The organism is Thioclava sp. F42-5 (assembly GCF_002213195.1).
Lineage (GTDB): Bacteria > Pseudomonadota > Alphaproteobacteria > Rhodobacterales > Rhodobacteraceae > Thioclava > Thioclava nitratireducens.
In genome coordinates this window covers 169,163-193,998 of sequence record NZ_NBNZ01000003.1, presented here as the reverse complement: position 1 = coordinate 193,998, position 24,836 = coordinate 169,163, and the positions used below count along the sequence as shown (strand labels likewise).

General features: G+C 62.0%; 22 protein-coding genes. 13 read left to right on the top strand and 9 right to left on the bottom strand.

The features are described 5' to 3' along the window. Positions 1-22 precede the first annotated feature (22 nt). The 3 genes from B6V74_RS10430 (at position 23) to B6V74_RS10420 (ending at position 3,410) form a co-directional block, all read left to right on the top strand. Positions 23-1,345, top strand: a complete 1,323-nt coding sequence (locus B6V74_RS10430; protein WP_075776471.1) for an HlyC/CorC family transporter — start codon at positions 23-25, stop codon at positions 1,343-1,345. A 93-nt stretch (positions 1,346-1,438) separates the two neighbouring features. Then, the gene (guaA, locus tag B6V74_RS10425) at positions 1,439-3,001 is read left to right on the top strand and encodes a glutamine-hydrolyzing GMP synthase (protein WP_075776472.1); all 1,563 of its coding nucleotides are present in this window, start codon (positions 1,439-1,441) and stop codon (positions 2,999-3,001) included. Positions 3,002-3,134: 133 nt separating this feature from the next. Next, a complete protein-coding gene (locus B6V74_RS10420; protein ID WP_088722751.1) occupies positions 3,135-3,410 on the top strand; it encodes an antibiotic biosynthesis monooxygenase in 276 nt (91 codons plus the stop codon). Positions 3,411-3,414: 4 nt separating this feature from the next. On the opposite strand, the gene B6V74_RS10415 is transcribed toward B6V74_RS10420, so the two are convergent. From B6V74_RS10415 to B6V74_RS10390, 6 genes are all read right to left on the bottom strand, one after another. Beyond that, positions 3,415-4,971 (bottom strand): trimethylamine methyltransferase family protein, encoded by a 1,557-nt coding sequence (locus tag B6V74_RS10415; protein WP_075776474.1) that lies wholly within the window; start codon positions 4,969-4,971, stop codon positions 3,415-3,417. 71 nt (positions 4,972-5,042) lie between these two features. Next, positions 5,043-6,128: an ABC transporter ATP-binding protein gene (locus B6V74_RS10410; RefSeq protein WP_088722750.1), complete on the bottom strand. Its 1,086-nt coding sequence runs from the start codon at positions 6,126-6,128 to the stop codon at positions 5,043-5,045. A gap of 10 nt (positions 6,129-6,138) precedes the next feature. Continuing rightward, positions 6,139-7,779, bottom strand: a complete 1,641-nt coding sequence (locus tag B6V74_RS10405; RefSeq protein WP_075776476.1) for an alpha-glucosidase — start codon at positions 7,777-7,779, stop codon at positions 6,139-6,141. After that, positions 7,779-8,936, bottom strand: a complete 1,158-nt coding sequence (locus B6V74_RS10400; RefSeq protein ID WP_075776477.1) for a carbohydrate ABC transporter permease — start codon at positions 8,934-8,936, stop codon at positions 7,779-7,781. Before B6V74_RS10400 ends, B6V74_RS10405 begins: the two co-directional genes overlap by 1 nt. Then, positions 8,936-9,913 (bottom strand): sugar ABC transporter permease, encoded by a 978-nt coding sequence (locus tag B6V74_RS10395; protein WP_075776478.1) that lies wholly within the window; start codon positions 9,911-9,913, stop codon positions 8,936-8,938. The genes B6V74_RS10400 and B6V74_RS10395 overlap by 1 nt, the downstream gene beginning before the upstream one ends. 73 nt (positions 9,914-9,986) lie before the next feature. Next, complete coding sequence (locus tag B6V74_RS10390) at positions 9,987-11,351, bottom strand: ABC transporter substrate-binding protein (protein ID WP_088718646.1); 1,365 nt, start codon at positions 11,349-11,351, stop codon at positions 9,987-9,989. A gap of 268 nt (positions 11,352-11,619) precedes the next feature. On the opposite strand from B6V74_RS10390, the gene B6V74_RS10385 reads away from it, so the two are divergent. From B6V74_RS10385 to B6V74_RS10340, 10 genes are all read left to right on the top strand, one after another. Further along, complete coding sequence (locus tag B6V74_RS10385) at positions 11,620-12,651, top strand: substrate-binding domain-containing protein (protein WP_075776480.1); 1,032 nt, start codon at positions 11,620-11,622, stop codon at positions 12,649-12,651. A gap of 46 nt (positions 12,652-12,697) precedes the next feature. After that, positions 12,698-14,026: a GH1 family beta-glucosidase gene (locus B6V74_RS10380; RefSeq protein WP_075776481.1), complete on the top strand. Its 1,329-nt coding sequence runs from the start codon at positions 12,698-12,700 to the stop codon at positions 14,024-14,026. Next, positions 14,023-14,979: an ROK family protein gene (locus tag B6V74_RS10375; RefSeq protein WP_088722749.1), complete on the top strand. Its 957-nt coding sequence runs from the start codon at positions 14,023-14,025 to the stop codon at positions 14,977-14,979. Before B6V74_RS10380 ends, B6V74_RS10375 begins: the two co-directional genes overlap by 4 nt. Positions 14,980-15,092: 113 nt before the next feature. Next, a complete protein-coding gene (locus tag B6V74_RS10370) occupies positions 15,093-15,377 on the top strand; it encodes an STAS domain-containing protein (RefSeq protein WP_088722748.1) in 285 nt (94 codons plus the stop codon). Then, entirely contained in the window at positions 15,374-15,739 is a 366-nt protein-coding gene (locus B6V74_RS10365; RefSeq protein ID WP_075776484.1) for a response regulator, read from the top strand. Before B6V74_RS10370 ends, B6V74_RS10365 begins: the two co-directional genes overlap by 4 nt. 10 nt (positions 15,740-15,749) lie before the next feature. Then, positions 15,750-17,987, top strand: coding sequence for a chemotaxis protein CheA (locus B6V74_RS10360; protein ID WP_088722747.1), 2,238 nt, complete (start codon positions 15,750-15,752; stop codon positions 17,985-17,987). Between the two features lie 3 nt (positions 17,988-17,990). Further along, positions 17,991-18,461 carry a chemotaxis protein CheW gene (locus tag B6V74_RS10355; protein ID WP_088718650.1) on the top strand — a complete coding sequence of 157 codons (471 nt, stop codon included), beginning with the start codon at positions 17,991-17,993 and terminating at the stop codon, positions 18,459-18,461. Beyond that, positions 18,458-19,315 (top strand): protein-glutamate O-methyltransferase, encoded by an 858-nt coding sequence (locus B6V74_RS10350; RefSeq protein ID WP_088722746.1) that lies wholly within the window; start codon positions 18,458-18,460, stop codon positions 19,313-19,315. Before B6V74_RS10355 ends, B6V74_RS10350 begins: the two co-directional genes overlap by 4 nt. A 4-nt stretch (positions 19,316-19,319) precedes the next feature. After that, positions 19,320-19,706 (top strand): response regulator, encoded by a 387-nt coding sequence (locus tag B6V74_RS10345; protein ID WP_075776487.1) that lies wholly within the window; start codon positions 19,320-19,322, stop codon positions 19,704-19,706. Further along, complete coding sequence (locus B6V74_RS10340) at positions 19,706-20,068, top strand: hypothetical protein (RefSeq protein WP_088722745.1); 363 nt, start codon at positions 19,706-19,708, stop codon at positions 20,066-20,068. Before B6V74_RS10345 ends, B6V74_RS10340 begins: the two co-directional genes overlap by 1 nt. Before the next feature lie 87 nt (positions 20,069-20,155). Here the strand turns inward: B6V74_RS10340 and B6V74_RS10335 are convergent, their stop codons facing one another. The 3 genes from B6V74_RS10335 to B6V74_RS10325 are packed head-to-tail and all read right to left on the bottom strand — an operon-like array spanning position 20,156 to position 24,809. Beyond that, positions 20,156-20,677, bottom strand: a complete 522-nt coding sequence (locus tag B6V74_RS10335) for a chemotaxis protein CheD (protein WP_088722744.1) — start codon at positions 20,675-20,677, stop codon at positions 20,156-20,158. Beyond that, positions 20,674-21,738, bottom strand: a complete 1,065-nt coding sequence (locus tag B6V74_RS10330) for a chemotaxis response regulator protein-glutamate methylesterase (protein WP_088722743.1) — start codon at positions 21,736-21,738, stop codon at positions 20,674-20,676. The genes B6V74_RS10335 and B6V74_RS10330 overlap by 4 nt, the downstream gene beginning before the upstream one ends. A 20-nt stretch (positions 21,739-21,758) precedes the next feature. Continuing rightward, entirely contained in the window at positions 21,759-24,809 is a 3,051-nt protein-coding gene (locus tag B6V74_RS10325) for a methyl-accepting chemotaxis protein (protein ID WP_168184213.1), read from the bottom strand. Between the last annotated feature and the right edge of the window lie 27 nt (positions 24,810-24,836).

Genomic DNA, 24,836 nt, shown 5'->3' with positions numbered 1-24,836 from the left:
CCGCGCCCCATAACCTGACACCATGGAAAACACTCTCGATTTTGCCTTCTGGCTCACCGCCGGTTCGATCATTCTGCTGCTGGCGCTCTCGGCCTTCTTCTCGGGCTCGGAAACCGCACTGACCGCGGCCAGCCGCGCGAAGCTGCGCGCGCAGGCCGACAAGGGCGAAAGTGGCGCGCAGACCGCGCTTGAGGTCACCGAGGATAGCGAGCGTCTGATCGGCGCAATCCTGCTGGGCAACAACGTGGTCAACATCCTCTCGGCCTCGCTGGCGACCGCGCTGCTTACGCGGGTCTTCGGGCAATCGGGCGTGGCGCTCGCGACGCTGGTGATGACGGTGCTGGTGCTGGTCTTCTCGGAAGTCCTGCCCAAGACCTACGCAATCACCCTGCCGGAGAAAGTCGCCTCGAAAGTCGCGGGCCCGATCCGCGTCGTGACCCTCGTCCTCGCCCCGATCGTCGCCATCGTGCGGATGATCGTGCGCGGCATCCTCTATGCATTCGGGATGCGGACCGACAAGAACACCCATATGTTCTCGATCCACGAGGAAATCGCGGGCGCGCTGGCGCTGGGGCAATCCGAGGGCACGGTGGACAAGGAAGATCGCGACCGCTTGCTGGGCGCGCTCGACCTTGGCAATCGCACGGTCGAAGAGATCATGCTCCACCGGAGCCAGATCGAGATGATCGACATCGAGGAAGACCCCGATGCGATCCTCACGGCGGTGCTGTCCTCACCTCATACCCGGCTGCCGCTCTATCGCGGCGAGCGCGAGAACGTGGTGGGCGTGATCCACTCGAAAGACCTGCTGCGCGCGGTCGAGAAAGTCGTGCGCGGGGGCGACGGGACGCTGGAGAGCGTGGCGGACCTCGACATCTCCAAAGTGATGATGAAGCCCTATTTCGTCCCCGAGACGACGCCCCTCGACGAACAGATGCAGGAGTTCCTGAAACGTCGCACCCATTTCGCGCTGGTGGTGGACGAATATGGCGATCTGCGCGGTCTGCTGACGCTGGAGGACATCCTCGAGGAAATCGTCGGCGAGATCACCGACGAGTTCGATCCCAAGTCCGAGAAACGCCTGAAACCCACCGAGAACGGCGATTACATCGTCGACGGCGCGATGACGATCCGCGATCTGAACCGCGAAACCGACTGGACGCTGCCCGATGACGAGGCCAACACCGTCGCCGGTCTGGTGATCCACGAGGCGCAGACCATCCCGACCGAGGGTCAGGTCTTCTCCTTCCACGGCTTCCGCTTCGAGGTCGCGGGCCGCAAGGACAACCGGATCACCCGGCTGAAGATCCGGCCACTGATCCCGGGAGGCTATCCGGAGAGCTGAGCGGCGATGTCGAAGAAGCAACACGCGCGATAAACAACCGTTGCGCAAGCTGCCCTCTTGCCAAGCGCGAAAACGCGTCCTAATGCCATCGGCATGACAGACCATCAGCGCCTCCTCATCATCGACTTCGGTTCTCAAGTCACGCAGCTGATTGCGCGGCGGCTTCGCGAGCTTAACGTCTATTGCGAAATCCATCCCTATCAGAACGTCACCGACGCCTTCCTGAAAGAGTTCGCCCCGAAAGCGATCATCTTCTCGGGCGGGCCAGATTCGGTCACGCGAGAGGGCTCTCCGCGGCCGCCGAAATCGGCCTATGAGCTTGGGGTGCCGATCCTCGGCATCTGCTACGGCCAGCAGGTGATGATGCAGGATCTGGGCGGCCTGGTGGAGGCCAAGCACGGCTCCGCCGAATTCGGGCGAGCCTATGTGACGCCGACCGAGACGCGGATCGATCTGCTCACCGGCTGGTTCATGGATGGCGCGGGCCGCGAGCAGGTCTGGATGAGCCATGGCGACCATGTCAGCCGCATCGCGCCTGGCTTCGAGGTCTATGGCACCTCGCCGGGCGCACCTTACGCGATCACCGCCGATCTGAGCCGTAGGTTCTATGCGGTGCAGTTCCACCCGGAGGTGCATCACACGCCCAACGGCAAGACGCTGTATGAGAACTTCGTGCGCGACGCGGGCTTCACCGGCGACTGGACGATGGATGCCTATCGCGACGAGGCGATCAAGCAGATCCGCGAGCAGGTCGGCGACAGCCATGTGATCTGCGGCCTGTCCGGCGGCGTCGACAGCTCGGTCACCGCGATCCTGCTTCACGAAGCGATCGGCGATCAGCTGACCTGCGTCTTCGTGGATCACGGGCTGCTGCGGCATAACGAGGCCGAAGAAGTGGTCACGATGTTCCGCGACCATTACAATATCAAGCTGATCCATGCCGACGAGAGCGAGCTGTTCCTCGGCGAGTTGGAAGGCGTCACCGACCCTGAAGTGAAGCGCAAGACGATCGGGCGCCTCTTCATCGACGTGTTCCAGAAATACGCGGGCGAGATCGAGAACGCGGAATTCCTCGCGCAGGGCACGCTCTATCCCGATGTCATTGAATCGGTGAGCTTCTCGGGCGGCCCTTCCGTCACGATCAAGTCGCACCACAACGTCGGCGGCCTGCCCGAGAAGATGGGCCTGAAACTGGTCGAGCCGCTGCGCGAGCTGTTCAAGGACGAGGTCCGCGCGCTCGGTCACGAGCTGGGTCTGCCGGCGTCGTTCATCGGCCGCCACCCCTTCCCCGGCCCGGGCCTCGCGATCCGCTGCCCCGGCGAGATCACCCGCGACAAGCTGGAGATCCTGCGCAAGGCCGACGCGGTCTATATCGACCAGATCCGCAAGCACGGTCTCTATGACGAGATCTGGCAGGCTTTCGTCGCGATCCTGCCGGTGCGCACCGTCGGCGTGATGGGCGACGGCCGGACCTATGATTACGCCTGCGCCCTACGCGCGGTGACGAGCGTTGATGGCATGACCGCGGATTACTACCCGTTCAGCCACGAATTCCTCGGCGAGACCGCGACGCGGATCATCAACGAGGTGAAAGGCATCAACCGGGTGACCTACGACATCACCTCGAAGCCCCCCGGCACGATCGAGTGGGAGTGAGCCGCGGCGGCCCCCTCTGGGGCCGCAAATTCCTTCCAGTGGAAGGAATTAAGTTGCGAACGCCCGAGGCCCCCGTCCGAGGGCTGATGCCCGCGTCCGAAAGGCGCGGGCCTTTTCTTTCGGGGAGACAAAGATGGTCGTCAAACTAACCGGGCGCCTGATCTGCGCCGATGCTGCCGAGGTCGGGATCGTTCGTGCCCATCTGCCCGAGCACATCGCGCTCACCCATGCCGAGCCGGGATGCGAGATGTTCGAAGTCAGGCAAGGAGCCGATCCGCTGGTCTTCACGGTCTTGGAACGCTTCACCGACCGGGACGCGTTCGAGGCGCATCAGGCGCGGGTGCAGGCTTCGGAATGGGGCCGCGCGACCCAGGGGATCGCGCGGGATTATCAGATCGAGGAAGACTGAGCCGTTACAGGAAAGCGTCCGGCACTTCTGCCTTCTTTCGTGCGACATAAGCCGCCAACGCCTCGGCGATGCTCGGATCCATGGCGGGCTGCTGATACTCGCTGAGCATCTTCTCGACCCGCTTCGTCGCGAGCGCCATCGTGTCGGGTGCGCCCTGCTCTTCCCAGGTCTCGAAGGGACGGTAATCGAGCAGCTGCGTGCGCCAGAACGCGTCCTTGAAATTGGCCTGCGTATGGGCGCAGCCGAGATAGTGGCCGCCTGGGCCAACCTCGCGGATCGCGTCCATCGCCTGCCCGTTTTCCGAGGCGTCGACGCCCTGCGCCAGACGATGGAGGACGCCCAGTTGATCGGCATCCATCACGAATTTCTCATAGGACGACACCAACCCGCCTTCGAGCCAGCCGCAGGCATGGAGCATGAAGTTCACGCCCGCATAGAGGCCGTTATTGAGCGTGTTGGCGCTCTCGTACGCGGCCTGCGCATCGGGCAGTTTCGAGCCGGTGAAGCCGCCAGCCGAGCGGTAAGGAAGGTTGAGACGGCGTGCGAGTTGGCCCGCACCAAGCGTGATCAGCGAGGCTTCCGGCGTGCCGAACGTGGGTGCGCCCGAGTTCATGTCGATCGAGGTCACGAACGCGCCGAAGATCACCGGCGCACCGGGACGGATCAGCTGGGAATAGGCCACGCCCGCCAGCACCTCGGCCAGCACCTGCGTCAGCGTGCCCGCGACCGAGACCGGCGCCATCGCGCCGCCCACGATGAAGGGCGAGATGATGCAGGCCTGATTGTTGCGCGCGTAGATTTCCAGCGCGCCCATCATCGTGTTGTCGAAGGTCAACGGCGAGTTGATGTTGATGAGCGAGGTCATCACCGGGTTATTGTCGACGAACTCCTCGCCGAAGAGGATCTTCGACATCTCGACGCTGTCCTCGGCGCGCGAAGGTTCGGTAACAGAGCCCATATAGGGCTTGTCCGACAGCGTCATATGGGCGTGGAGCATGTCGAGGTGACGTTTGTTCACCGCCACATCGGTCGGCTCACAGACGGTGCCGCCGGAATGGTGGAGCCATTTCGACATGTATCCGAGCTTCACGAAGTTCCGGAAATCCGCGATCGTCGCGTAGCGGCGACCGCCTTGCGCGTCGCGCACGAAGGGAGGACCATAGACCGGGGCCAGCACGAGGTTGCGGCCGCCGATCTCGACATTGCGCTCGGGGTTGCGGGCGTGCTGGGTGAATTGCGACGGCGCGGTCGCGCAGAGCTTGCGGGCCAGACCGCGCGGGATGCGCACGCGTTCGCCTTCGATCGAGGCGCCGGCTTCGCGCCAACGCTCCAGTGCTTCGGGGTTTTCGACGAAGTTCACGCCGATCTCTTCGAGCACGGTTTCCGCATTATGCTCGATGATCTCGAGGGCTTCCTCGTTCAGGATTTCCATGTCGGGAATATTGCGCGTGATGAAGCGCGAGAACTCCACCTTCACGGCCGTGCGCTCGGCCCGTCGGGCCGCCCCGCCACCACCGCGCGCGCGACGCCCTACACGTTCACCCAAATCCGAATCGGCCATGATTGCCTCCGCCCGTTTATCTCACCTCAAACTAACGGGCAGAGGGATACGCGATGGCCTGTTTGCGTCCGTCAGCGGTAGAGAAGCGACTGACCGTCCGCGAAGAGGTGTACCTTGGACGGATCCGCGCCGAGCTTAATCTCGCTGTGGCGACGGTCGTGATGGATGCCGGGCAGTTTCGCGATGATCGGCTCATGACTGCCCTCCGCCTCGAAGTAAAGCAGCGTCACCTCGCCCAGAGCTTCGACGATATCGACCTTTCCGGTGTAGATCCCCTCGCCCTCGACGGGCTCGAAATCCTCGGGGCGCACGCCGATATTGACCCGGCGCGACAGGTCTTCCGGACGGGTCGCGATGGTGGATCGCGCGATGCCGCCACCATCGAGTTTCACCGTGGTCATCTCACCCGTCTCGGTGATCTCGCCCGACAGCAGGTTCATCGCAGGCGAGCCGATGAATTGTGCGACGAACTCGTTTTGCGGCTTCTCGTATAGCTCCAGCGGCGTGCCGACCTGCGCGATCCCCTTGTTGGCCAGAACCACGATCCGCGTCGCGAGCGTCATCGCCTCGACCTGATCGTGGGTGACGTAGATCATCGTGCGATCGGGCATCGCCTCTTTCAGCTGGGCGATCTCGATCCGGGTCGCGACGCGCAGCGCCGCATCGAGGTTCGAGAGCGGCTCGTCGAAGAGATACACCTTCGGGTCGCGCACGATGGCGCGCCCGATGGCTACGCGCTGCCGCTGACCACCCGAGAGCGCCTTCGGCAAACGGTCGAGATAATCGGTCAGTTGCAGCATCTTCGCGGCCTTTTCGACGGCGGCGTTGATCTCTTCCTTCGACTGTTTCGCGATCTTCAGGGCGAAGGCCATGTTGTCGCGCACCGTCATGTGCGGATAGAGCGCATAGGACTGGAAGACCATCGCGATGCCGCGGTTCGAGGGCGGCACGTCGTTCATCCGTACCCCGTCGATCTCGAGCGTCCCGCCCGTGATCTTCTCCAGCCCCGCGATCATCCGCAGAAGTGTCGATTTCCCGCAGCCCGAGGGGCCCACGAAGACGATCAGCTCTCCGGCCTTGATGTCGAGGTTGATGTCCTTGAGGACCGACACCTCGCCATAGCTTTTCGCGACGTTTTCCAGTTTGAGTTCGGCCATTGTCTCCCCCTCAAGCCCCGTGTTCGTCGAGGCGCAGAATGCTCGGCTGCCACGGGCCGAGATGCAAAGTGTGATCGGGCATCGGGCGGATCGAGCCCAGCTCGCCCCCGACCGTCACCCAGTTGCCCGGCGGAACGGTGGCGTTCACCGGATGATCGGACAGGTTGAAATAGCACAGGATCGTCTCCTCCTCGTTCCTGCGCGTGAAGACCAGCAGGTCGCCGGAGCAATACATATCCTCCATCGCGCCGGTCCGAAGCACGTCGTGATTGCGACGGAACGCGATCGCGCGGCGGTAATGGTGCAGGAGCGAGGCCGGGTCGTGCTCGGCCACATCGGTCGCGATATTCTGGTGCGTGGTCGGCACCGGAAGCCACGGGCGCGCCTGCGAGAAGCCCGCATAGGCGGCGTCGCGCTCCCAGACCATCGGGGTCCGGCAGCCGTCGCGGCCTTTGAACTCGGGCCAGAACTCCTTGCCGTAGGGGTCTTGCAGATCTTCGAAGGACAGTTCCGCTTCGTGCAGCCCGAGCTCCTCGCCCTGATAGAGACAGAGCGATCCGCGCAGGCACATCATCAGCGTCGTATAGAGCCGTGCCGAGGCGGGCGTCAGGTTCCAGCGAGAAATATGGCGCTCAACGTCGTGGTTCGAGTAGGCCCAGCAGACCCAGCCGTCCTTGGCGACCGCATCGACCTTGTCGAACACGGATTTGATGAACTCCGCCTTGAGCGGCTCGTGCCCCGACAGAAGCTCGAACGCGTAGGACATCTGCATCTTGTCCGCGCCGGAGGTGTATTCGCCAAGGATCTCCAGCCCGCGCTGGCTGTCGCCCACTTCGCCGACGGCTGCGGCGTTGTAATTGTTCATCAGCGTCCGGAGCTTGCGCAGGAAGCGCAGGTTCTCGGGGTTGTTCTTGTCGTAGATGTGGCGCTGGTGATTATAGGGGTTCACCTTGGGCGCGGTCTGATCGTTACGCTCTTCCGGCGGCAGCGGCGGGTTATCGCGCAGCTCGTCGTCATGCATGTAGAAATTGATCGTGTCGAGGCGGAAGCCATCGACGCCGCGCTCCAGCCAGAACTGCGCCACGTTGAGCAATTCCTGCGTCACTTCCGGATTGTGGAAGTTCAGATCGGGCTGCTCCACGAGGAAGTTGTGCATGTAATACTGCTCGCGCCGGCTGTCCCAATGCCAGCCCGGCCCGCCGAAAATCGACAGCCAGTTATTGGGCGGCGTGCCATCGGGCTTGGGATCGGCCCAGACATACCAGTCGGCCTTGGGGTTATCCCGGCTCGACCGGCTTTCCTGAAACCACGGGTGCTGGTCCGAGGTATGGCTCAGCACCAGATCGATCATCACCTTCAGACCCAGCGCATGGGCCGTCGCGATCACCTGGTCGAAATCGGCAAGGCTGCCGAACATCGGATCGACATCGGTGTAATCGCTGACGTCATAGCCGAAATCCTTCATCGGAGAGGTGAAGAAAGGCGAAATCCAGACCGCGTCCGCCCCGAGGCTCGCGACATGCGGCAGGCGTCTGACGATCCCGAGAAGATCGCCGATGCCGTCGCCATTGCTGTCTTGAAAGCTGCGCGGATAGATCTGGTAGATCACTGCTCCGCGCCACCAGTCTTCTTTCTTTGTAAGGGTTTTCATCAACCACCTTTAACCGAACCCGCCAGCAGACCGCGGACGAGATATTTCTGCATTGCGAAGAACACCAGGAGCGGCACGGCGATCGAGATGAAGGCGGCGGACGCCAGAATACCCCAATCGCCGCCGCGCGACCCCAGAAGGTCGTCGGCGATCTTCACGGTCATCACCTTCGACGCGTCATTGGCCGGAAGGAAGACTTTCGCGACAAGTAGGTCGTTCCAGACCCAGAGGAACTGGAAGATTGCAAAAGAAGCGAGCGCCGGGAATGACAAAGGCAGCACGATTTTCATGAAGATCTGGAAATCTGTCGCCCCGTCGACCTTCGCGCTCTCGATGATGTCACGCGGCAGACCCACCATGTAGTTCCTGAGCAGGTAGATCGCGAGCGGCAAGCCGAAGCCGGTATGGGCCAGCCATATCCCGAGGAAGCTTTGCCCGATGCCGATCTCCTGATGGAGCCGCAGAAGCGGCACCAACGCGAGCTGCAGCGGCACGACCAGAAGGCCCACAACGGCCGCGATCAACAGGCCGCGGCCCGGGAACTCCATCCAGGCCAGCGCATAGGCCGCGAAAGCCGCGACGAGGATCGGGATGATCGTCGCCGGGATCGTCACCGTCAGCGTGTTCATGAAGGCCTGCCCCATGCCGTCGGAGAACAGCACGTTGCGATAATTGGCCAGCGTGAAGGCGGGCGGCATCTCGGCCACGAAATAGACCCGCGGGCCCGAGCCCTCGAAGCTCGTCTTCGACGTGGCCTTGTAGGTGCCGTCCTTGGCGACGCTCAGCGTGCCGCCATCGCCGGTATCGACCGTCTCCCCCGCCTTGTAGGCGCCCGGCTTGATGCCCGAGGTACCGAAGGCGGTGATCGTCGTGCCCGGTTTCAGGTCATTCGCGTTCTGCCCGTTATTGAGCAGATCGCCCTCGAGCACGTAGAGCCCGTCGACCTGTTTCTCACCGTCGGCCGGGATGCGGTCGCGGAAGGCTTTCTCGACCGAGAATGCCGCGTCCCACCAGCCCGACTGACTGATCTGGTCCGTCGTGCGGAAGGAGCTGACCAGGAGCCCCACCGTCGGCACGAGCCAAAGCACCACCATGAAGACGACCGAGAGTTGCACCGCCCATGTCAGGCGCGATTTCTGTCCTGCGATAGCGGCCATCAGCGCGTCTCCCTACGGGCTTGAATGATGTTCCAGATCATCACCGGCAGCACGATGATCATGATGACGAAGGCCACAGCCGTCGCGCGCCCGTCGTCGCGGAACATGTATTGCATCATGTAGCTGGGCAGGATCTGGGTGCCGAAATTCCCGCCCGTCGTTGCGTAGACGATGTCGAAGACCTTCAGCACGAGGATCGTGATCGTGGTCCAGACCACGACGATCGTCGGCATGATCTGAGGCACCTTGATCTTGAAGAACAGCTGGAACGGGTTCGCCCCGTCGAGCACCGCGGCTTCGATCGTCTCCTCGGGGATCCCGCGCAGCGCGGCCGACAGGATCACCATCGCGAAGCCGGTCTGGATCCAGATCAGGATCACCATCAGGAAGAAGTTGTTCCAGAACGGCACCTGCAACGGGTCGAGCGGCTGCATGTGGAAGGCCACGCGGATCGCGTTGATCATCCCGATATCGGGGTTCACCGCATAGACGAATTTCCAGATCAGCGAAGCACCCACGAAAGAGATCGCCATCGGCATGAAGATCAGCGATTTCGCGATGTTACCCCACTTGATGCGGTCGGTGAGCTGCGCGGCCAGCAGACCGAGGAAGGTCGCGAGCGCAGGCACGACAAGCACCCAGAGGAAGTTGTTGAACACGGCCTGACGGAAGCTCGCATCCATCGCGAGCCGCTCGTAATTGCCAAGGCCGATGAACGTCCCGCCATCGCGGTTGAACAGCGAGCGCCAGAACGAGCCCACCACCGGATAGGCGAGATACAGACCGAGCGCGAAGATCGCCGGGAACAGGAACAGCCAGGGGCGGACCATGTTCGCGCGGTTGATGTTGCGCCCCGGATCGGCGCCTTTCGGCGGGAAGATGACTCGGTCGAGGACGATGTTGGCGGCGTAGAAATAGGCCACACAACCGCCCACCCCGAGCGCGATCGTTATCAGCCCCTGCAAGATCGGTGACATCAGGTCCCTCCCCGAACCGGCGTGTGAAGATGCAAACGCCCCCGGAAAAACGCTCCGGGGGCGCAGGCGTTGGTTACTTCTGGATGCTGTCCCAGCGCTTCTGGACCGCGTCGGCGGCCTCTTGCGCGGTCTCGTCACCGGTCGTGTAGGCGACCATCGCCTTCCAGAACGCATCGGTACCGATCTCGCCCGGCATCTGGTCCGACCCGTCGAAGCGGAAGGTCGTGGCGTCCAGCAGGATCGAGTTCATGTGACGCTGCACGTCATTGGCGAAGGCCGCCGGATTGACGTTCTTGTTCGGCGTCAGGAAGCCCGATTGCGCCATCCAGATTTCCGAGGCGATCGGCGTCTCGAGGAACTTGATGAAGGCCTCGGCAGCCTTGGAGTCCTTGGTGATGCCGAACATCGTGCCCGCGCCGAGAACCGGTTTACCCAGATCCTTGTCTGCATAGGCCGGGAAGTAGAAGAAGTTCACGTCCTGACCGACTTTGGTCCCTTCGGGGAAGAAGGTCGGGATGAAGCTCGCCTGCTTGTGCATGTAGCATTTCGGCGGGAAGTCGAAGAGACCCTTCGGGCTGTCGCGGAAGTCGGTGGTGGCCACCGCCTGCTCGCCGCCTTCGGCGAAGCCGGGGGTCTTGGCGAACCAACCGTAATCCTTGATCGCCTCGACGACCTTGGGATCGTTGAACTTCAGCTTGTTGGTGACCCAATCGTCATAGGTCTCGGGCGACTGCGTGCGCAGCATGATATCCTCGACCCAGTCGGTCGCGGGCCAGCCGGTCGCAGCCCCCGAACCCAGACCGATACACCACGGCGTGCCGCCATCGGCCTTGATCTGCTCGGTCAGCGCCTTCAGATCCTCCATGGTCTCAGGCACCTTGTAGCCCGCTTCCTTGAAGTTCTCCGGCACGTACCAGACGAGTGATTTCAGGTCCGCCTTGAACGGGAAGGTGAAGGTCTGCGCCTCGCCATCCTTGTTCTTGTAGGTGGACAGATCCTCCCAGGATTTTCCGGCGGCGTAATTGTTCTTGATCCAGTCGCCCGTCCCGTCGGGCATCGGCGTCAGGTATCCCTGGCGGGCCATGTCCGATGCGAGGCCCGGCTGCGGGAACACCGCGATATTCGGGGGCGTGCCGGCCTTGGCGGCGATCACGATATCCTGCTCGAAGCTCTCCGACCCCGAGTAGTTCACCTTGGCCCCGGTCGCGGCTTCGAAATAAGCCAGAACGCTCTCGAAGAGCGCCTTGTCATTGCCGGTCCACGGGCCAGTGATCGTCAGCGTCTCGCCGCTCAGATCGGTGTCGCTCTTGAATTGGTCATAGCTTTGCCAGTCGAACTTGTCGCCGTCGCTGCCCGGCGCGAATTTGAGATCCTGCGCGTTAGCGAGCCCGGCCGACAGCGCCAGCGCCGCGATCCCAAGCATCAGATGTTTGGTCATGAAATCCTCCCGGTGTGTCGCGCTTTTCGGCTTGGCGACTCGCCCGACCCAAAGCGCTTTGGACGTCTGCGACCGTTTCAGAGCCTCGCAGCGATGTCAACAAAACGCGCTCTCGTCGTGTTCAAATATACTCTATATCGTCGTTGGTTGCGCGCAGCTGCACGCCGCGGCGCAGCGGGAGGAACGCCGCGCGCGCAGCATTGACGGCGTGCGAGGCTAAGCCTAGTCTCGCCTCCAATCCAAAGCGGTTTGGCTTTTAGAACCCGATATGAATCTCAAGACCTTGGCACAGGAACTGGGGCTGTCCCCCACCACGGTGAGCCGCGCGCTCAATGGCTATCCGGAAGTTTCGGAAGCCACGCGCCGCCGCGTGCGCGAAGCTGCCGAGGCCGCGAACTACCACCCCAATACGCAGGCGAAACGGCTTGCGACGGGACGGACGATGGCGATCGGTCACATCATCCCGATCTCGGATCGGCACGAGATCGTGAACCCGGTCTTCGCCGATTTCATCGCTGGCGCGGGTGAAGTCTATGCGCAGCGGGGCTACGACATGGTCATGACGATCGTGCCCGACGATTCCGAGGCCCGCGCCTATGCCGAACTGCGCTCGAAAGGCAATGTCGACGGCGTGCTGATCCACGCCCCGAAAGTCGGGGATCACCGGATCGAGATGCTAGACGCGCTCGGGCTGCCTTACGTACTGCACGGGCGGGTCAGCGGATCGGATTCCGCCTTCAGCTGGGTCGATGTGAACAACAAGCGCGCCTTCGAGCGGGCCACAAATTTCCTGCTCGATCTGGGTCATCGGCGGATCGCGCTGATCAACGGCATCAAAGAGATGGATTTCGCCTGCAGGCGTCGACGCGGCTACGAGGCGGCGCTCCGGGCGCGCGGCCTTCCGGTCGATCCCGACCTGATCGTCGAGGGCGAGATGACCGAGGCACAGGGCCATGATGCGGCGCGCGAGATGTTGCAATGGCCCGACCCGCCGACCGCCTTCCTGACCGCCTCGCTGCTCTCCGCGATGGGGGCGCGACGCGGCATCGAAGAGGCCGGGCTGGTGATGGGGCGCGATGTCTCAATCGTGACCCATGACGACGAGCTGGGCTACCTGAGAAACGGCACGGCGGAAGAGCCGATCTTCACCGCGACGCGCTCGTCGGTGCGCGAGGCGGGACGACGCTGCGCGGCGCTGCTGATCGAGCAGATTGAGAGCGGCGACCGCAGACCGCGCCACGAACTGATGGAGGCGGTTCTGGTTCTCGGCCAGTCCACCGGACCCGTCCCCGCACAATGAGGCGCGCCGCGCCCGAATTGAAACCAATTTTACACACAGGATGAAGATGCTCCCGAAACGCTCTGATTTTCCTGCCGATTTCCAGTTCGGCGTCGCCACCTCCTCCTACCAGATCGAGGGGCATTCCTTCGGTGGCGCAGGCCCGACCCACTGGGACACATTCGCCGCCACACCGGGCAATGTCGTGCGCGCCGAGAATGGCGCCGTGGCCTGCGATCACTACCACCGCTGGGAAGAAGACCTCGACCTGATCGCCAATGCGGGATTCGACATCTACCGCTTCTCGACCTCCTGGGCGCGCGTGATGCCCGAAGGGCGCGGCCCGGTGAATCGCGAGGGTCTGGACTTCTACGACCGGCTGGTCGACGGAATGCTGGAGCGCGGGCTGAAACCGGCGCTCACGCTCTATCACTGGGAGCTGCCCGCGCCGCTCGCCGACAAGGGTGGTTGGCGCAACCGCGATATCGCCTCCTGGTTCGCCGACTTCACGCAGGTCATCGCGGATCGTCTGGGCGACCGGATCTGGTCCGCCGCCCCGATCAACGAGCCTTGGTGCGTCAGTTGGCTGAGCCACTTCCTCGGCCATCACGCGCCGGGCCTGCGCGACATTCGCGCGACGGCGCATGCGATGCATCACGTTCTGCTCGCCCATGGCAAGTCGACGCGTGTTATGCGCGCGCACGGGATGAAGAACCTCGGCGCGGTATGCAATCTGGAATACCCGATCCCCGCCGATGACAGCCCCGAGGCCGCCGCCGCTGCAGATCTCTATGATGCCTATTACAACCGCTTCTTCGTTGAGGGCATCTTCAAGGGACGTTACCCCGAGCAGGTGATGGAAGCCTTCGCGCCGCACATGCCGCATAACTGGGAAGACGATTTCGCTCTGATCGGCGAGAAGCTCGACTGGCTGGGGCTCAATTACTACACCTGCAAGCGCATCGCGCCCACCGAGGGCCCGTGGCCCGCGCATCACGAGGTCGACGGCCCGCTGCCGAAAACCGCGATGGGCTGGGAGATCTATCCCGAGGGGCTCTATCAGTTCCTGACCCGTCTCTCGCGCGAATATACCGGTGACCTGCCGCTCTACGTGACCGAGAACGGCATGGCCGCGCCCGACGTGGTCGAGGATGGCAAGGTCGAGGACCCGCATCGCATCGCCTATTACAGCGAGCACCTCGCCGCCGTGCAGCGCGCGATCGCCGAGGGCACCCCCGTGAAGGGCTATATCGGCTGGTCACTGATGGACAACTACGAGTGGGCCTTGGGCTACGAGAAACGCTTCGGGCTCGTCCACGTGGACTTCGACAGCTTGCAGCGCACCCCGAAAGCGTCCTATCTGGCGTGGAAAGACGCATTGGGGAGCCGCGGATGAGCGATCAAATCACCCTGCTGGCCGATATCGGCGGCACCAATACCCGGGTCGCGATGGCCCGCGACGGCAAGCTGATCCATTCAACGATCCGTCGTTATCCCAATCTGGGCCGCGGTGCGCTGGAGGAGATTCTCGCTGAATATATCCGCGACGAGGATTGCGGTCCCATTGCGGGTGCCTGCGTGGCCGCCGCCGGCCCGGTGCGCGACGACGTAGCCGAGATGACCAATCTCGCCTGGATAATCCGTGCCGACAATATCGCGCGCCTGACCGGGACGGATCAGGTCTTCGTACTCAACGATCTGCAGGCGCAGGGTCATGCGCTGGGAAGTCTCGCCGAGGATGCCGTGCGTCCGATCCTGCCCGGGCTGCCCGCGAAGGAAGGCTCTGCGCGGCTGGTGGTCGGCATAGGCACCGGCTTCAACGCGGCTCCCGTGCACGAGGGCCCCGGCGGCCGCGTCGTCCCCCCGTCCGAGGCCGGACACACCACCTTGCCGATCGAGACCGAGGCCGATTTCGCGCTCAAGACCTATCTCGATGCGAAACATGATTTCGCCAGCGTCGAGCATGTCGTGTCGGGCCGCGGTCTGGAACGTCTCTACGCCTATCTCAGGGGAGAGGAAGACGCGACCACGTCCGGGCAGGAAATCCTCGAAGCGATCACCCGTGGCGAGGAAAAAGCCGTCGCGGCGGGGCAATTGTTCGTTCAGATGCTGGGCCGTGTCGTGGGTGATCTGGCGCTGACCCACCTGCCCTTCGGCGGCATCTACCTGATCGGTGGCGCGGCGCGCGGCGTCGTGCCGTGGCTCGAGGAATTCGGCTTCGCCGAAGCGATGCAGGCCAAGGGCCGCTTCTCGGAGTTCCTGCGCGCCTTCCCGGTCTGTGTGATCGAAGACGATTACGCAGCGCTGCAGGGCTGCGCCTCCTATCTTTCTTCGCGGATGTCGCGATAGGCGCGTTTCCGTCAAGCCTATTTTAACGGCTTGAGCTTAGACCTCTTGCACGGATGTGTTTGAAAGAGGTTGCCGATGCGTACGCCCTGCCTTCGTGACTTTCCGGTGGCGCCATGACTGCGCTTACCCTGCCCGACCGGATCGATCTTGCGACCGTGCGCTCGCTGCTTGAGTCGCTGACATGCGTGGCGACGCAGGACGTCGCGCTAGATGCCTCCAACGTGACCCACCTCGGGGCGCTTGGGCTACAGCTGCTGGTGTCGGCGGCGAAAACCGCACGAGGCGCGGGCCACCGCCTCGAGATCACGTCCAGTTCCGAGGCATTCGACAGCGCGCTCGCCCGGTTCGGCCTCTCGCGCTCCGATCTGCAACATCAGCCGGATGCGGAGGCCGTATGACCCTGAAAGTCCTCGCGGTCGACGACAGCCGCACCATTCGCGACATGCTCAAACTCACCCTCGAACACGCCGGGATGGAGCTTTATCTCGCCGAAGACGGCGTGCACGGGCTGGAGGTTCTCGACGGGCTGGAGCCTGACGCGATCATCTCCGACATCAACATGCCGCGCCTAGACGGGTTCGGCTTCATCGAGGCTGTGCGCGGCCAAGAACGCCACCGCGCCACCCCGATCCTCGTCCTCACCACCGAATCCGCGGCAGAGCTGAAAGCCCGCGCCCGCGCCGCCGGGGCGACCGGCTGGATCGTGAAGCCTTTCGACCCGACCAAGCTGGTCAAGGCGCTCAACATGGTTGCCGGATAAGGAGCGCGACATGTCCGACCCGATGGCAGAAATCAAAGCGTCCTTCTTCATCGAATGCGAAGAGCTGCTCGAAAGCCTGCAAGACGCGCTCTCCGACCTCGACGAAGGGGCCGACGATGGCGAAACGATCAACGTCGTCTTTCGGGCGGTCCATTCGATCAAGGGCGGCGCCGGCGCCTTCGGCCTCGATGCGCTGGTCGCTTTCGCCCATCGCTTCGAAACCGTGCTGGACGAACTGCGCTCCGGAAGGCTCGCCCTCACGCCCGAAGCGGTGAAACTATTCTTTCAGGCGGCCGATTTGCTCACCGACGAGATCCATGCCGCCCGCGAAGGCTCACCTGAACCCGCAACCGCCGAGGCGTGCCTGCAGTCTCTCGAAGCGCTTTTGGGCGAGAGCGGGGCAGAGCGCGTGGCGGAAGCGGAAGACGATGAGGTTTCAGATTTCCAACCGATGGGTCTTGCGCTCGATCTCGACTTCGATTTCGCGCCGGTGGAGGCACCTCCGTCGGGCTTCAACCTGGAGTTCCGCCCGGATTCCGCTCTCTACGCCTCTGGCAACGAACCGCTCCAACTCCTGCGAGCCCTTTCCGATATTGCAGATATCTCCGTCGTGACCGACACGACTGCGGTCCCGTCGCTTGACGCGCTCGACGCCGAGGAGAACCATCTCGGCTGGTCGGTACAGATCACCGGCGATATCGGTGAAGACGAAATTCGCGAGGTCTTCGAATTCGTCGAAGATGTCTGTCAGCTCGATATCTCCCCGACACTAGAAACACCCGAAGTGCCCCCTGCGGGGCTCCCCGACATCGATAGCGAACTGCGCGAATACGCCCACGAAGAGGAAGACGACGGCCAAGATCTTGAAACGGAGGCGCAGAGTTCGGAAAACGCTGCCCCTCCCCGAGCGGAAGAGGGAGCCGAGGCCGCGCCCGCAGCCCCCTCGCGCAAGGCCGATCCGTCCCCCACCGGGCATCAAGCTGAGACTGCGAAGCCAACCGCTGCGCAGCCTGCGGCCGCCGCCACCCCCGCGCCGGCCGCCGAACACGGTGCCACAGTGCGCGTCGACATCGAGCGTATCGATCGTCTGGTGAACCTTGTCGGCGAATTGGTGATCAACCAAGCGATGCTCGCCCAATCCGTCGCCGAAGCCGGGCTTCCGCCCAATTCAGCCGTAAATACTGGGCTCGAAGCTTTCATGATGCTCACTCGCGACATCCAAGACAGCGTAATGATGATCCGCGCTCAGCCGGTCAAACCGCTGTTCCAGCGAATGGCCAGGATCGTTCGCGAGGCCTCCTCGGCAATCGGAAAGGATGTCCGCCTCAAGACCGAAGGCGAGACCACCGAGGTCGACAAGACCGTCATCGAACGCCTCGCCGATCCACTCACCCACATGATCCGCAACGCCGTCGATCATGGTCTCGAAGCCCCGGACACGCGCGTGGCCGCAGGCAAACCACGCGAAGGCATCGTCACCCTCTCGGCCCACCATCGCTCCGGCCGGGTCGTCATAGAAGTCAGCGATGACGGCGGCGGCATCAACCGCAAGAAAGTCTTCGGCAAAGCCGTCGAAAAAGGCCTGATCGCCGCCGATGCCCAACTCTCGGACAGCGAAATCGACAACCTGCTCTTCCTGCCCGGCTTCTCCACCGCCGATCAGGTTTCGGCGCTTTCAGGTCGGGGCGTCGGCATGGACGTCGTCAAAAGCTCGATTCAATCCCTCGGCGGTCGAATCTCGATCACCTCCGCCCCCGGCAAGGGCAGCTGCTTTTCGATTTCCCTGCCGCTGACACTCGCCGTGCTCGACGGCATGGTCGTCAACGTCGCCGGAGAAACCCTCGTCGTGCCTCTCTCATCGATCCTTGAAACGGCCACGCTAACGAGTGAAGACATCCGCGCACTCGGGCCATCGACCAATGTGATCCACCTGCGCGGTGCCTTCGTGCCCCTTTTCGATCTCGGCGCGGAACTCGGATACCGAGACCCGAAGAACTCCTATAGCGGAGATGTCGTCCTGCTCACAGCGCAGGAAGACGGCGCCCGATCCGCACTTGTCGTCGATTCAATACTCGAGCAACGGCAGGTGGTGATCAAAGGCCTACAGCAGTCCTACGGTCACATTCCGGGCGTCGCTGCGGCGACAATCCTCGGCGATGGTCAGATCGCGCTCATTCTCGACCCTGCCGATCTCGTGCAAACCGCCTCGGGCAACACCCGCGCCATCGATCTCTCACTCGCAGGATAAGCCATGACCGAAGACAATTCGTCCAAATCTGAAGCCGCCGAAGTCGAGCTCCTCTCCTTCCGTCTGGGCGAAGAGGAATACAGCGTCGACATCATGTCGGTCCGCGAGATCCGCGGTTGGACCCGCGCCACCCCACTGCCCCACGCGCCCACCTTCGTACGCGGCGTGATCAACTTGCGTGGCACGGTTCTGCCCGTTGTAGATCTTTCCGTTCGCCTGGGAATGGAACCGGTCGCAGGCGATGCTCGCAACGTGATAATCGTCGTTCAGGTCGGCGGGCAAACTGCAGGACTCCTCGTCGACGCGGTCTCCGACATCCTCGCCCTCCCCCGGTCGGAGATGCAACCTCCGCCCGATCTCAACGCCGACATCTCGCAACGCTACATTTCGGCGCTCACGATCGTCGAAGGCCGAATGATCCGGATCCTCGACCTCACGTCCGTACTCCCGCAAGAGGCGATCGAGGCCGCATGAACGCTCCGCAGTCCACATTGGGGCAAGTCGCGCCGACAGAGGCGGAATTTAGAGCGATCGCACAGCTCCTTTCCGACACGACGGGCATTGTGCTCGCGCCCGGCAAAACCTCGATGGTCCAAAGCCGTCTTGCTAAACGGCTCAGGGCCTTGGGGCTCGCAACCTACAAGGATTATATTGCGCTCGTGAGCTCCGAGGGGGGGCGCGACGAATGCCGTCGCATGGTTTCGGCTCTCACGACGAATGTCACCCATTTCTTCCGTGAGAACCACCACTTCGAGACACTGCGCCAAGTAGTGCTCCCCCCCCTCCTGGAAGAAGCCCGCCGCGGAGGCCGCGTTCGTCTGTGGTCAGCGGGATCCTCGAACGGTCAAGAAGCCTACTCGATCGCCATGACAATCGCCGAGCTCGCTCCCGATTTCGCGACCCTGAACCTGCGTATTCTCGCAACCGACATCGATCCTCTCATGATCGAACAGGGCGCGAAGGGGAGCTATCCCGCAGCTGCGCTTGAGGCGGTGCCTGAGAAACTGCGCAAAAAATATTTTCGAAAGGAAGGCGAAAATTATCAAGTTGTCTCGAATCTTCGCGGTCTTGTGCAGTTCCGTGAACTCAATCTCCACGACCGCTGGCCAATGCGCGGAAAATTCGACGTGATTTTTTGTCGCAACGTCGTCATCTACTTCGCGCCGGCAGCGCAGGCCCTACTCTGGGAGCGGTTCGAAGAACAGCTGACACCAGGGGGATACCTCTTTGTTGGCCATTCTGAACGGGTAACGGACGGGAAACACTCGAATCTCCGAACCGCAGGCGTCACGACCTATCAACTGACTAATCGAACCAGCAGGATCTGACTTCATGGCATTGAGAGACCAATTGCGTATCCTCGTGGTCGACGACATGTCGACCAGTCGAGGTCTCATTATGCAAGCGCTCGACGCGATGGGTATTCGACAGGTCGGATACGCGACCGACGGTCAAAGCGCACTTCAGAGCCTCGAAGCCAAGCCCGTTCATCTTGTGATCTCTGACTACAACATGCCCGGAATGGACGGCTTGCAGTTCCTTCAGGCAATGCGAAAGAACGCACGCACGAAGGGGCTAGGATTTATCCTGATCACCGGACGAGCCGATCGCGAAATCATCGAGACTGGCCGACGTCTTGGGATGAACAACTTCATTAAAAAACCATTCACCCCGCCCGAACTGAAAGCGTGTATCGAAGCTGTCGTGGGACGTTTGTAATGCGGCAATACGCCCGCCAACTCCCAGTCAGAGACATCACCGCATGTGTCGGGCGAGAATTGGAAACGCTCGCTCGCTTGTCGGTTTCACTCCAGAAAACGCTTTCAGCAAGCGGGATTGACGGCGATCTCTCGCCGCATATCGTTCGTGAGCTTCAAAGCATTGATTTCTTAAGTCAATCTCTTGAAGACCTCGGGCAGTTCGTCAACAAGCTCTCTGAGCAGATATCGCCCGACCTCGCCTGCGACGCAGACACGGTTTTTGCCTCACTTCGGCTTCAAGACCTTGCAGCAGCTCTCGATCCCGAGCATTTTGCCGAGTTTCAAAAACGCGCCACTGACGGTGACGTCAGTTGGTTTTGAAGTAGCTGAGCTTCCGAATACATTTTGAGACTCGATTAAGCCTTGCCCGAACTACCAAGGGAGGCAACGTGTTTTTCATCCGACGTACTAGAACAACTCGATTTCGAGAGACGGCGCTGGTGCAATCTCGCGTTCAAGAACCTCTGCATCCCCGAGCAGCTTCTGGCGCGCTCGCCCGGTGTCAGGCCAAAACACTATCCGACGCGCTTGCGTGCCCCCTAGGCTTTGGCTGACACAGGGGATACCCTCCTTGGCGAGGAACTCGATTGAGAACTTGCTGTTCTTCGATCCGATATCCGATAGTCCATTGACCATGCGCGCGCCACCGAAGAGCTTCGCGCAAAGGTCACCACGTTGCGCACCCTGCTTGATCAGTTCATTTATCAGCAGTTCCATTGCGTTCACACCAAAGCTTGCCGCTTGAAAAGTTGAGCCGGTGGTATCTGGCAAGAGAAAGTGGTTCATTCCGCCGACACGCGCTTTCCCATCGTAAAGACAGCAGGCCACACAGGAACCAAGGATGGTCGTGATAGATTGCGCTCCCGCTCCTGCGACAAGAAACTCACCTTGCGAAATGTGGATTGGCCGACCTGAAGCAACGGCGCTCATGTACCACCCACCTTGCCGTCCGGCGCGGAAATCTGAGCAGATCTAGTCAGAATTTCTTGCGAAATCTCTTGCAGCGGAACCGAATAGGACGCGGCTCCGAGTTCAAGAGCAGCACGCGGCATTCCAAAAACGATCGATGTCGCTTCATCTTGGGCGAAACAATGTGCTCCAGCTCTGCGAAGTTGCAACATTCCCTCCGCCCCGTCCCTTCCCATACCGGTGAGCAAAACAGCGACCGCCTTCGCCGCTATCTCGACCGCAGATTCGAATAGCACATCTACTGACGGGCGATGCCCGTTTCGCTTCTCGCTCTCGATCAATGCGATTTCAGGAGCTTTCGCGTTTCGAACCGTGAGATGCGTTGCGCCACCAGGCGCGAGATAAACATGACCTTGCTCAAGAGACGTCCCCGTCATGCCGAGGCGAACGTTTGGCGCTATCATGCGATCGAGTCGTTCGGCGAAGCTCGCGAGGAAGCTTTCCGGCATATGTTGCGCGATGAGGGTGGGAGGGCAATTCCCGGGAAACCCTTTCAGTATCGTCTCAAGCGCGTCGACACCACCGGTCGAGGAACCGATAAGCACGATTTGACCGTCCCACCGAAAGTTTCGCGCGGGTGTAATCGCGGCGCGATCACGCGCTCTTTGAGGTAGTCGCGCGTTCGCACTTGCGAGAAGAATTTCCGGAAGCACTTCGAAACTTCTTTCGAGATTACCGAACCGGGGCTTTCCAACGCAGTCGATCGCTCCGAGGGCGAGCGCTTCGATTGCCGCACGCGATCCTTTATGTGTTTCTGTCGACACCATGACCACGGGGATCGGCCGTAAACGCATGAGGCGTTCGAGGAAAACGAGACCGCTCATTCGCGGCATCTCGACATCGAGTGTGATCACATCGGGCAAAAGCATTTTTATTTTTTCGCGCGCCTCGAACGCGTCTGCCGCCTCGCCGACCACGACAAGCCGCCGGTCCGTCGCGAGGCGCGCCCGAATAAGCTTACGCATCGTAGCGGAGTCATCGACGATGAGAACCCGTTTGGCGGAAGCAAAATCATCCGGCATCAGTTTTCCCTCGCGCGAACTCAAAATTCTTCCCAGTCTTCGGCTGCAAAGCTGGCGGCGCGCGGCGTCGTGTCGCCGACCGCGCGCGAAAGCTCGACGTTCCCGTCTTTTTCGTTCGATGTTACTTGCGACAACTCGGAGCGCTCGCGCGCAGGCGGCGAGAGTGACTGCGTATTGACTGTAAATTGCGCTGTGATGTCGCGCAGTGAAGTCGCGTTTGTGGTCAAGGCGTGGCTCGCCGCTGTGGTTTCTTCGAACATTGCAGCGTTTTGTTGGGTCACCTGGTCGAGCTGATTGACCGCAGTATTGATCTCCTTGAGTCCTTCCGCCTGTTCACGCGCGCCGCCCGCTATTTCTGAAACGCGCGTTGAAATGTCCATCACCGCGCCGAGAATACCCTCGAGGGCGCGACCGGTTTCATGGACGAGGCCGACGCCGCGCGTAACCTGTTCGCTCGACGCGGTGATCAGGGCATCGATCTCGCGAGCGGCCTCCGAAGAGCGCTGCGCGAGGGCACGCACCTCTGAGGCGACGACGGCGAAGCCGCGCCCCGCTTCACCCGCGCGCGCAGCTTCGACGCCGGCATTAAGTGCGAGAAGGTTGGTCTGGAACGCGATTTCGTCGATCACGCCGATGATTTTGGAAATCTGAAGCGAGCTGGTTTCGATCTCGCCCATAGCTTGAATTGCCTGTTTCACCACTTCGCCCGATGTCTCGGCGCTATTACGGGCCTCGGAGACCACGCGATCCGTTTCGGCCACCCCTTGCGCCGAGGTTGTGACAGACGATGACAGTTCATCGAGCGCGGCAGCCGTTTCTTCGAGCGTGGCGGCCTGTTGTTCGGTTCTGCGACTGAGATCGTCAGAGGCCGACGCGATCTCACGGGCCTCGGTATCGATCGCCGCCGCGTTGTCTATCACGGTTTCGATTGCTGCAGCGAGATTTCGCGCTGCATCATTGAAGTCATTGCGCAGCGCCTCGTATTCCTCGGTGAACTCCATGTCGAGAGTCAGGCTCAGGTCGCCGCGGGAGAGGGCGGCAAGGCCGACCTGCAAGGACTCGACCACCGATTTCTGCGCCTCCAGCATTGCAAGGTTGCGGTTCCGCGCGGCGGTGAGAGCGGTCTCTGCCGCAGTCACGTCATTCGCCATGAGAAAAATCTTCATCAAGCGACCGGCTTTGTCCGAGATCCCATTCAGCGTTCCGTCGAGCAGGTAGGCATCTCCCTCCGGGGCGCGCATCGTGAAGCGGGCGGTCACGGACTGCCCGGCGGCGACCGTGGGCCAAGGATCGCTGCCATCGATAGGGCTCAGCCATTCCTTCAGCGGCTGCCCTGTCAGGTTTTGCGCCTGCGCTCCAAGGAGCGTCTGCATATTTGCGTTCATTCGCGTCACCAAGCCCGCAGAGTCCGCTTCGCAAACGAGTTGGCCACGCTCGATGGCCGAAACGAGCGCATCCTTCATGCGACGCTCGGTGACATCTTGCCATTCGACGACAAAACCGGCCTGATTGCCGTCGGCATCGACAAAATTGGTGACGTCGACTCCGAAACGGCCATCACCGACCTTGATATCGACATGAAGCGGCAATTTGCCGGGATCATCGAGCAGCGCACGCGCGTGATGCCGCTCCGCATGGAAGTCGTCCATCGACCGGCCAACGAGACCGTCGGGATCAAGGTCGGGACTGACGACGCGAAACTCCTTGATCCGGGATGCGACCAGTTCTACCAGCGCACGGTTGACATGCGTGATGCGGAAATCCTGATCGACGATCATCAGCGCGGCGGAGGCATTCGCAAAGGCTGCGCCTTGTCGGGTCGCCTCGCGCTGGATGGCTTCGGCACGATCGAGCTCATCGCGCAGGTTGCTCAGCGCCGAGGCGATCGCGCCGACCTCGTCGCCGCGACGGGTCTGCACGATCTCACCGGTGTAATCCCCTTCGCTAATCTTGCGGATGGACTTCTCAAGTCCTTTAAGGGGATTGGAGACAGATCGCGCCATCCAGGTCGACAGCGCCGCAAGCAGAAGGATGAGCCAGGACGCATTGAAAAGCATCGAGCGGGCGAGCGACGTAGCTGGCGCGAAAAGCTCTGCCCTGTCCTGTTCCACGACCGCCCAATAGGGTTCATCGAACAGGGTGAGCGCCAATGTTCGTTCGATTGCCGGGTGCCCCGAAAGCGAAGTCACTTCATCCTGCCCCTGTTTCACGGCATTCAGGGTCGGCTCGGGCAAAGCCTCCCCCGGCTTCGGTGCGGCGTCAGGAAAGCGAAGGTCGCTCATCAGCCGACCTTCCGCATCGATCAGGAACCCCTCACCGGTCTCGCCCATGCCGCGCGGGTTGGCCATGATCTGCCCAAGCTGTGTCATGGGCTTTTGCAAGACCACCGCTCCGAGGTTGAGGCCGGTGCCGCTGCGCACGGGGCGCGCTGCGAAAAACCGCCCCTCGCCGGCGTTGAAATGCGGCGGAGGCACGGCGACGGTGCTTGCCGACACCATGCGCCGCGGCGCGTTCAACCAGTCCAAAGCCTTTGTCGCGGCCTCCTTCAGGCCGGCGGGCTCGTCCCTGAGGGGGTGGCCGATCGCGGCGTGATCACGAACCGCGAAGACGATGCGACCGTCGCGATCGACCAGATAAAGATCGTCCAATCCATGCTCAGCAAAAATCTGTTCGATCACGGGGCCATAGCGGTCCTGCAGCAGGCGGTAGTCCCGCAGAGGGCCGCTCATTTCGCCCGCGGACGCGCCGGCCTCGGCCGTCCCGTTTCTCAAACTATCGATCGCCGCGGAGTCGAGGTTGTCAACGCTTCTTGTGAACTCGTAAAGCGCCCGGGCCGTGTCGGGATTGGCCGAGATCGTGCGGGTGTTGGAAGCAAGCCGCTGCGCCCAGTCTTCCACCAGCGCCGCGCGCGCCTCGAGCGTCCGCCCGAGACGCTGCCTCCCCTCGCTTTCCAGCAACCCGTGCGCGGTGCGATAGGCAGAAATTCCCATGATCGTCAGTGCGACCATTGCGATCGCCACCAGCATCAGCGGTAACTTCAATCCGAGTTTGAGATTGTCGAAAAAGCGCATCAACGTCCTCCGGCGAACTGCGGCAGC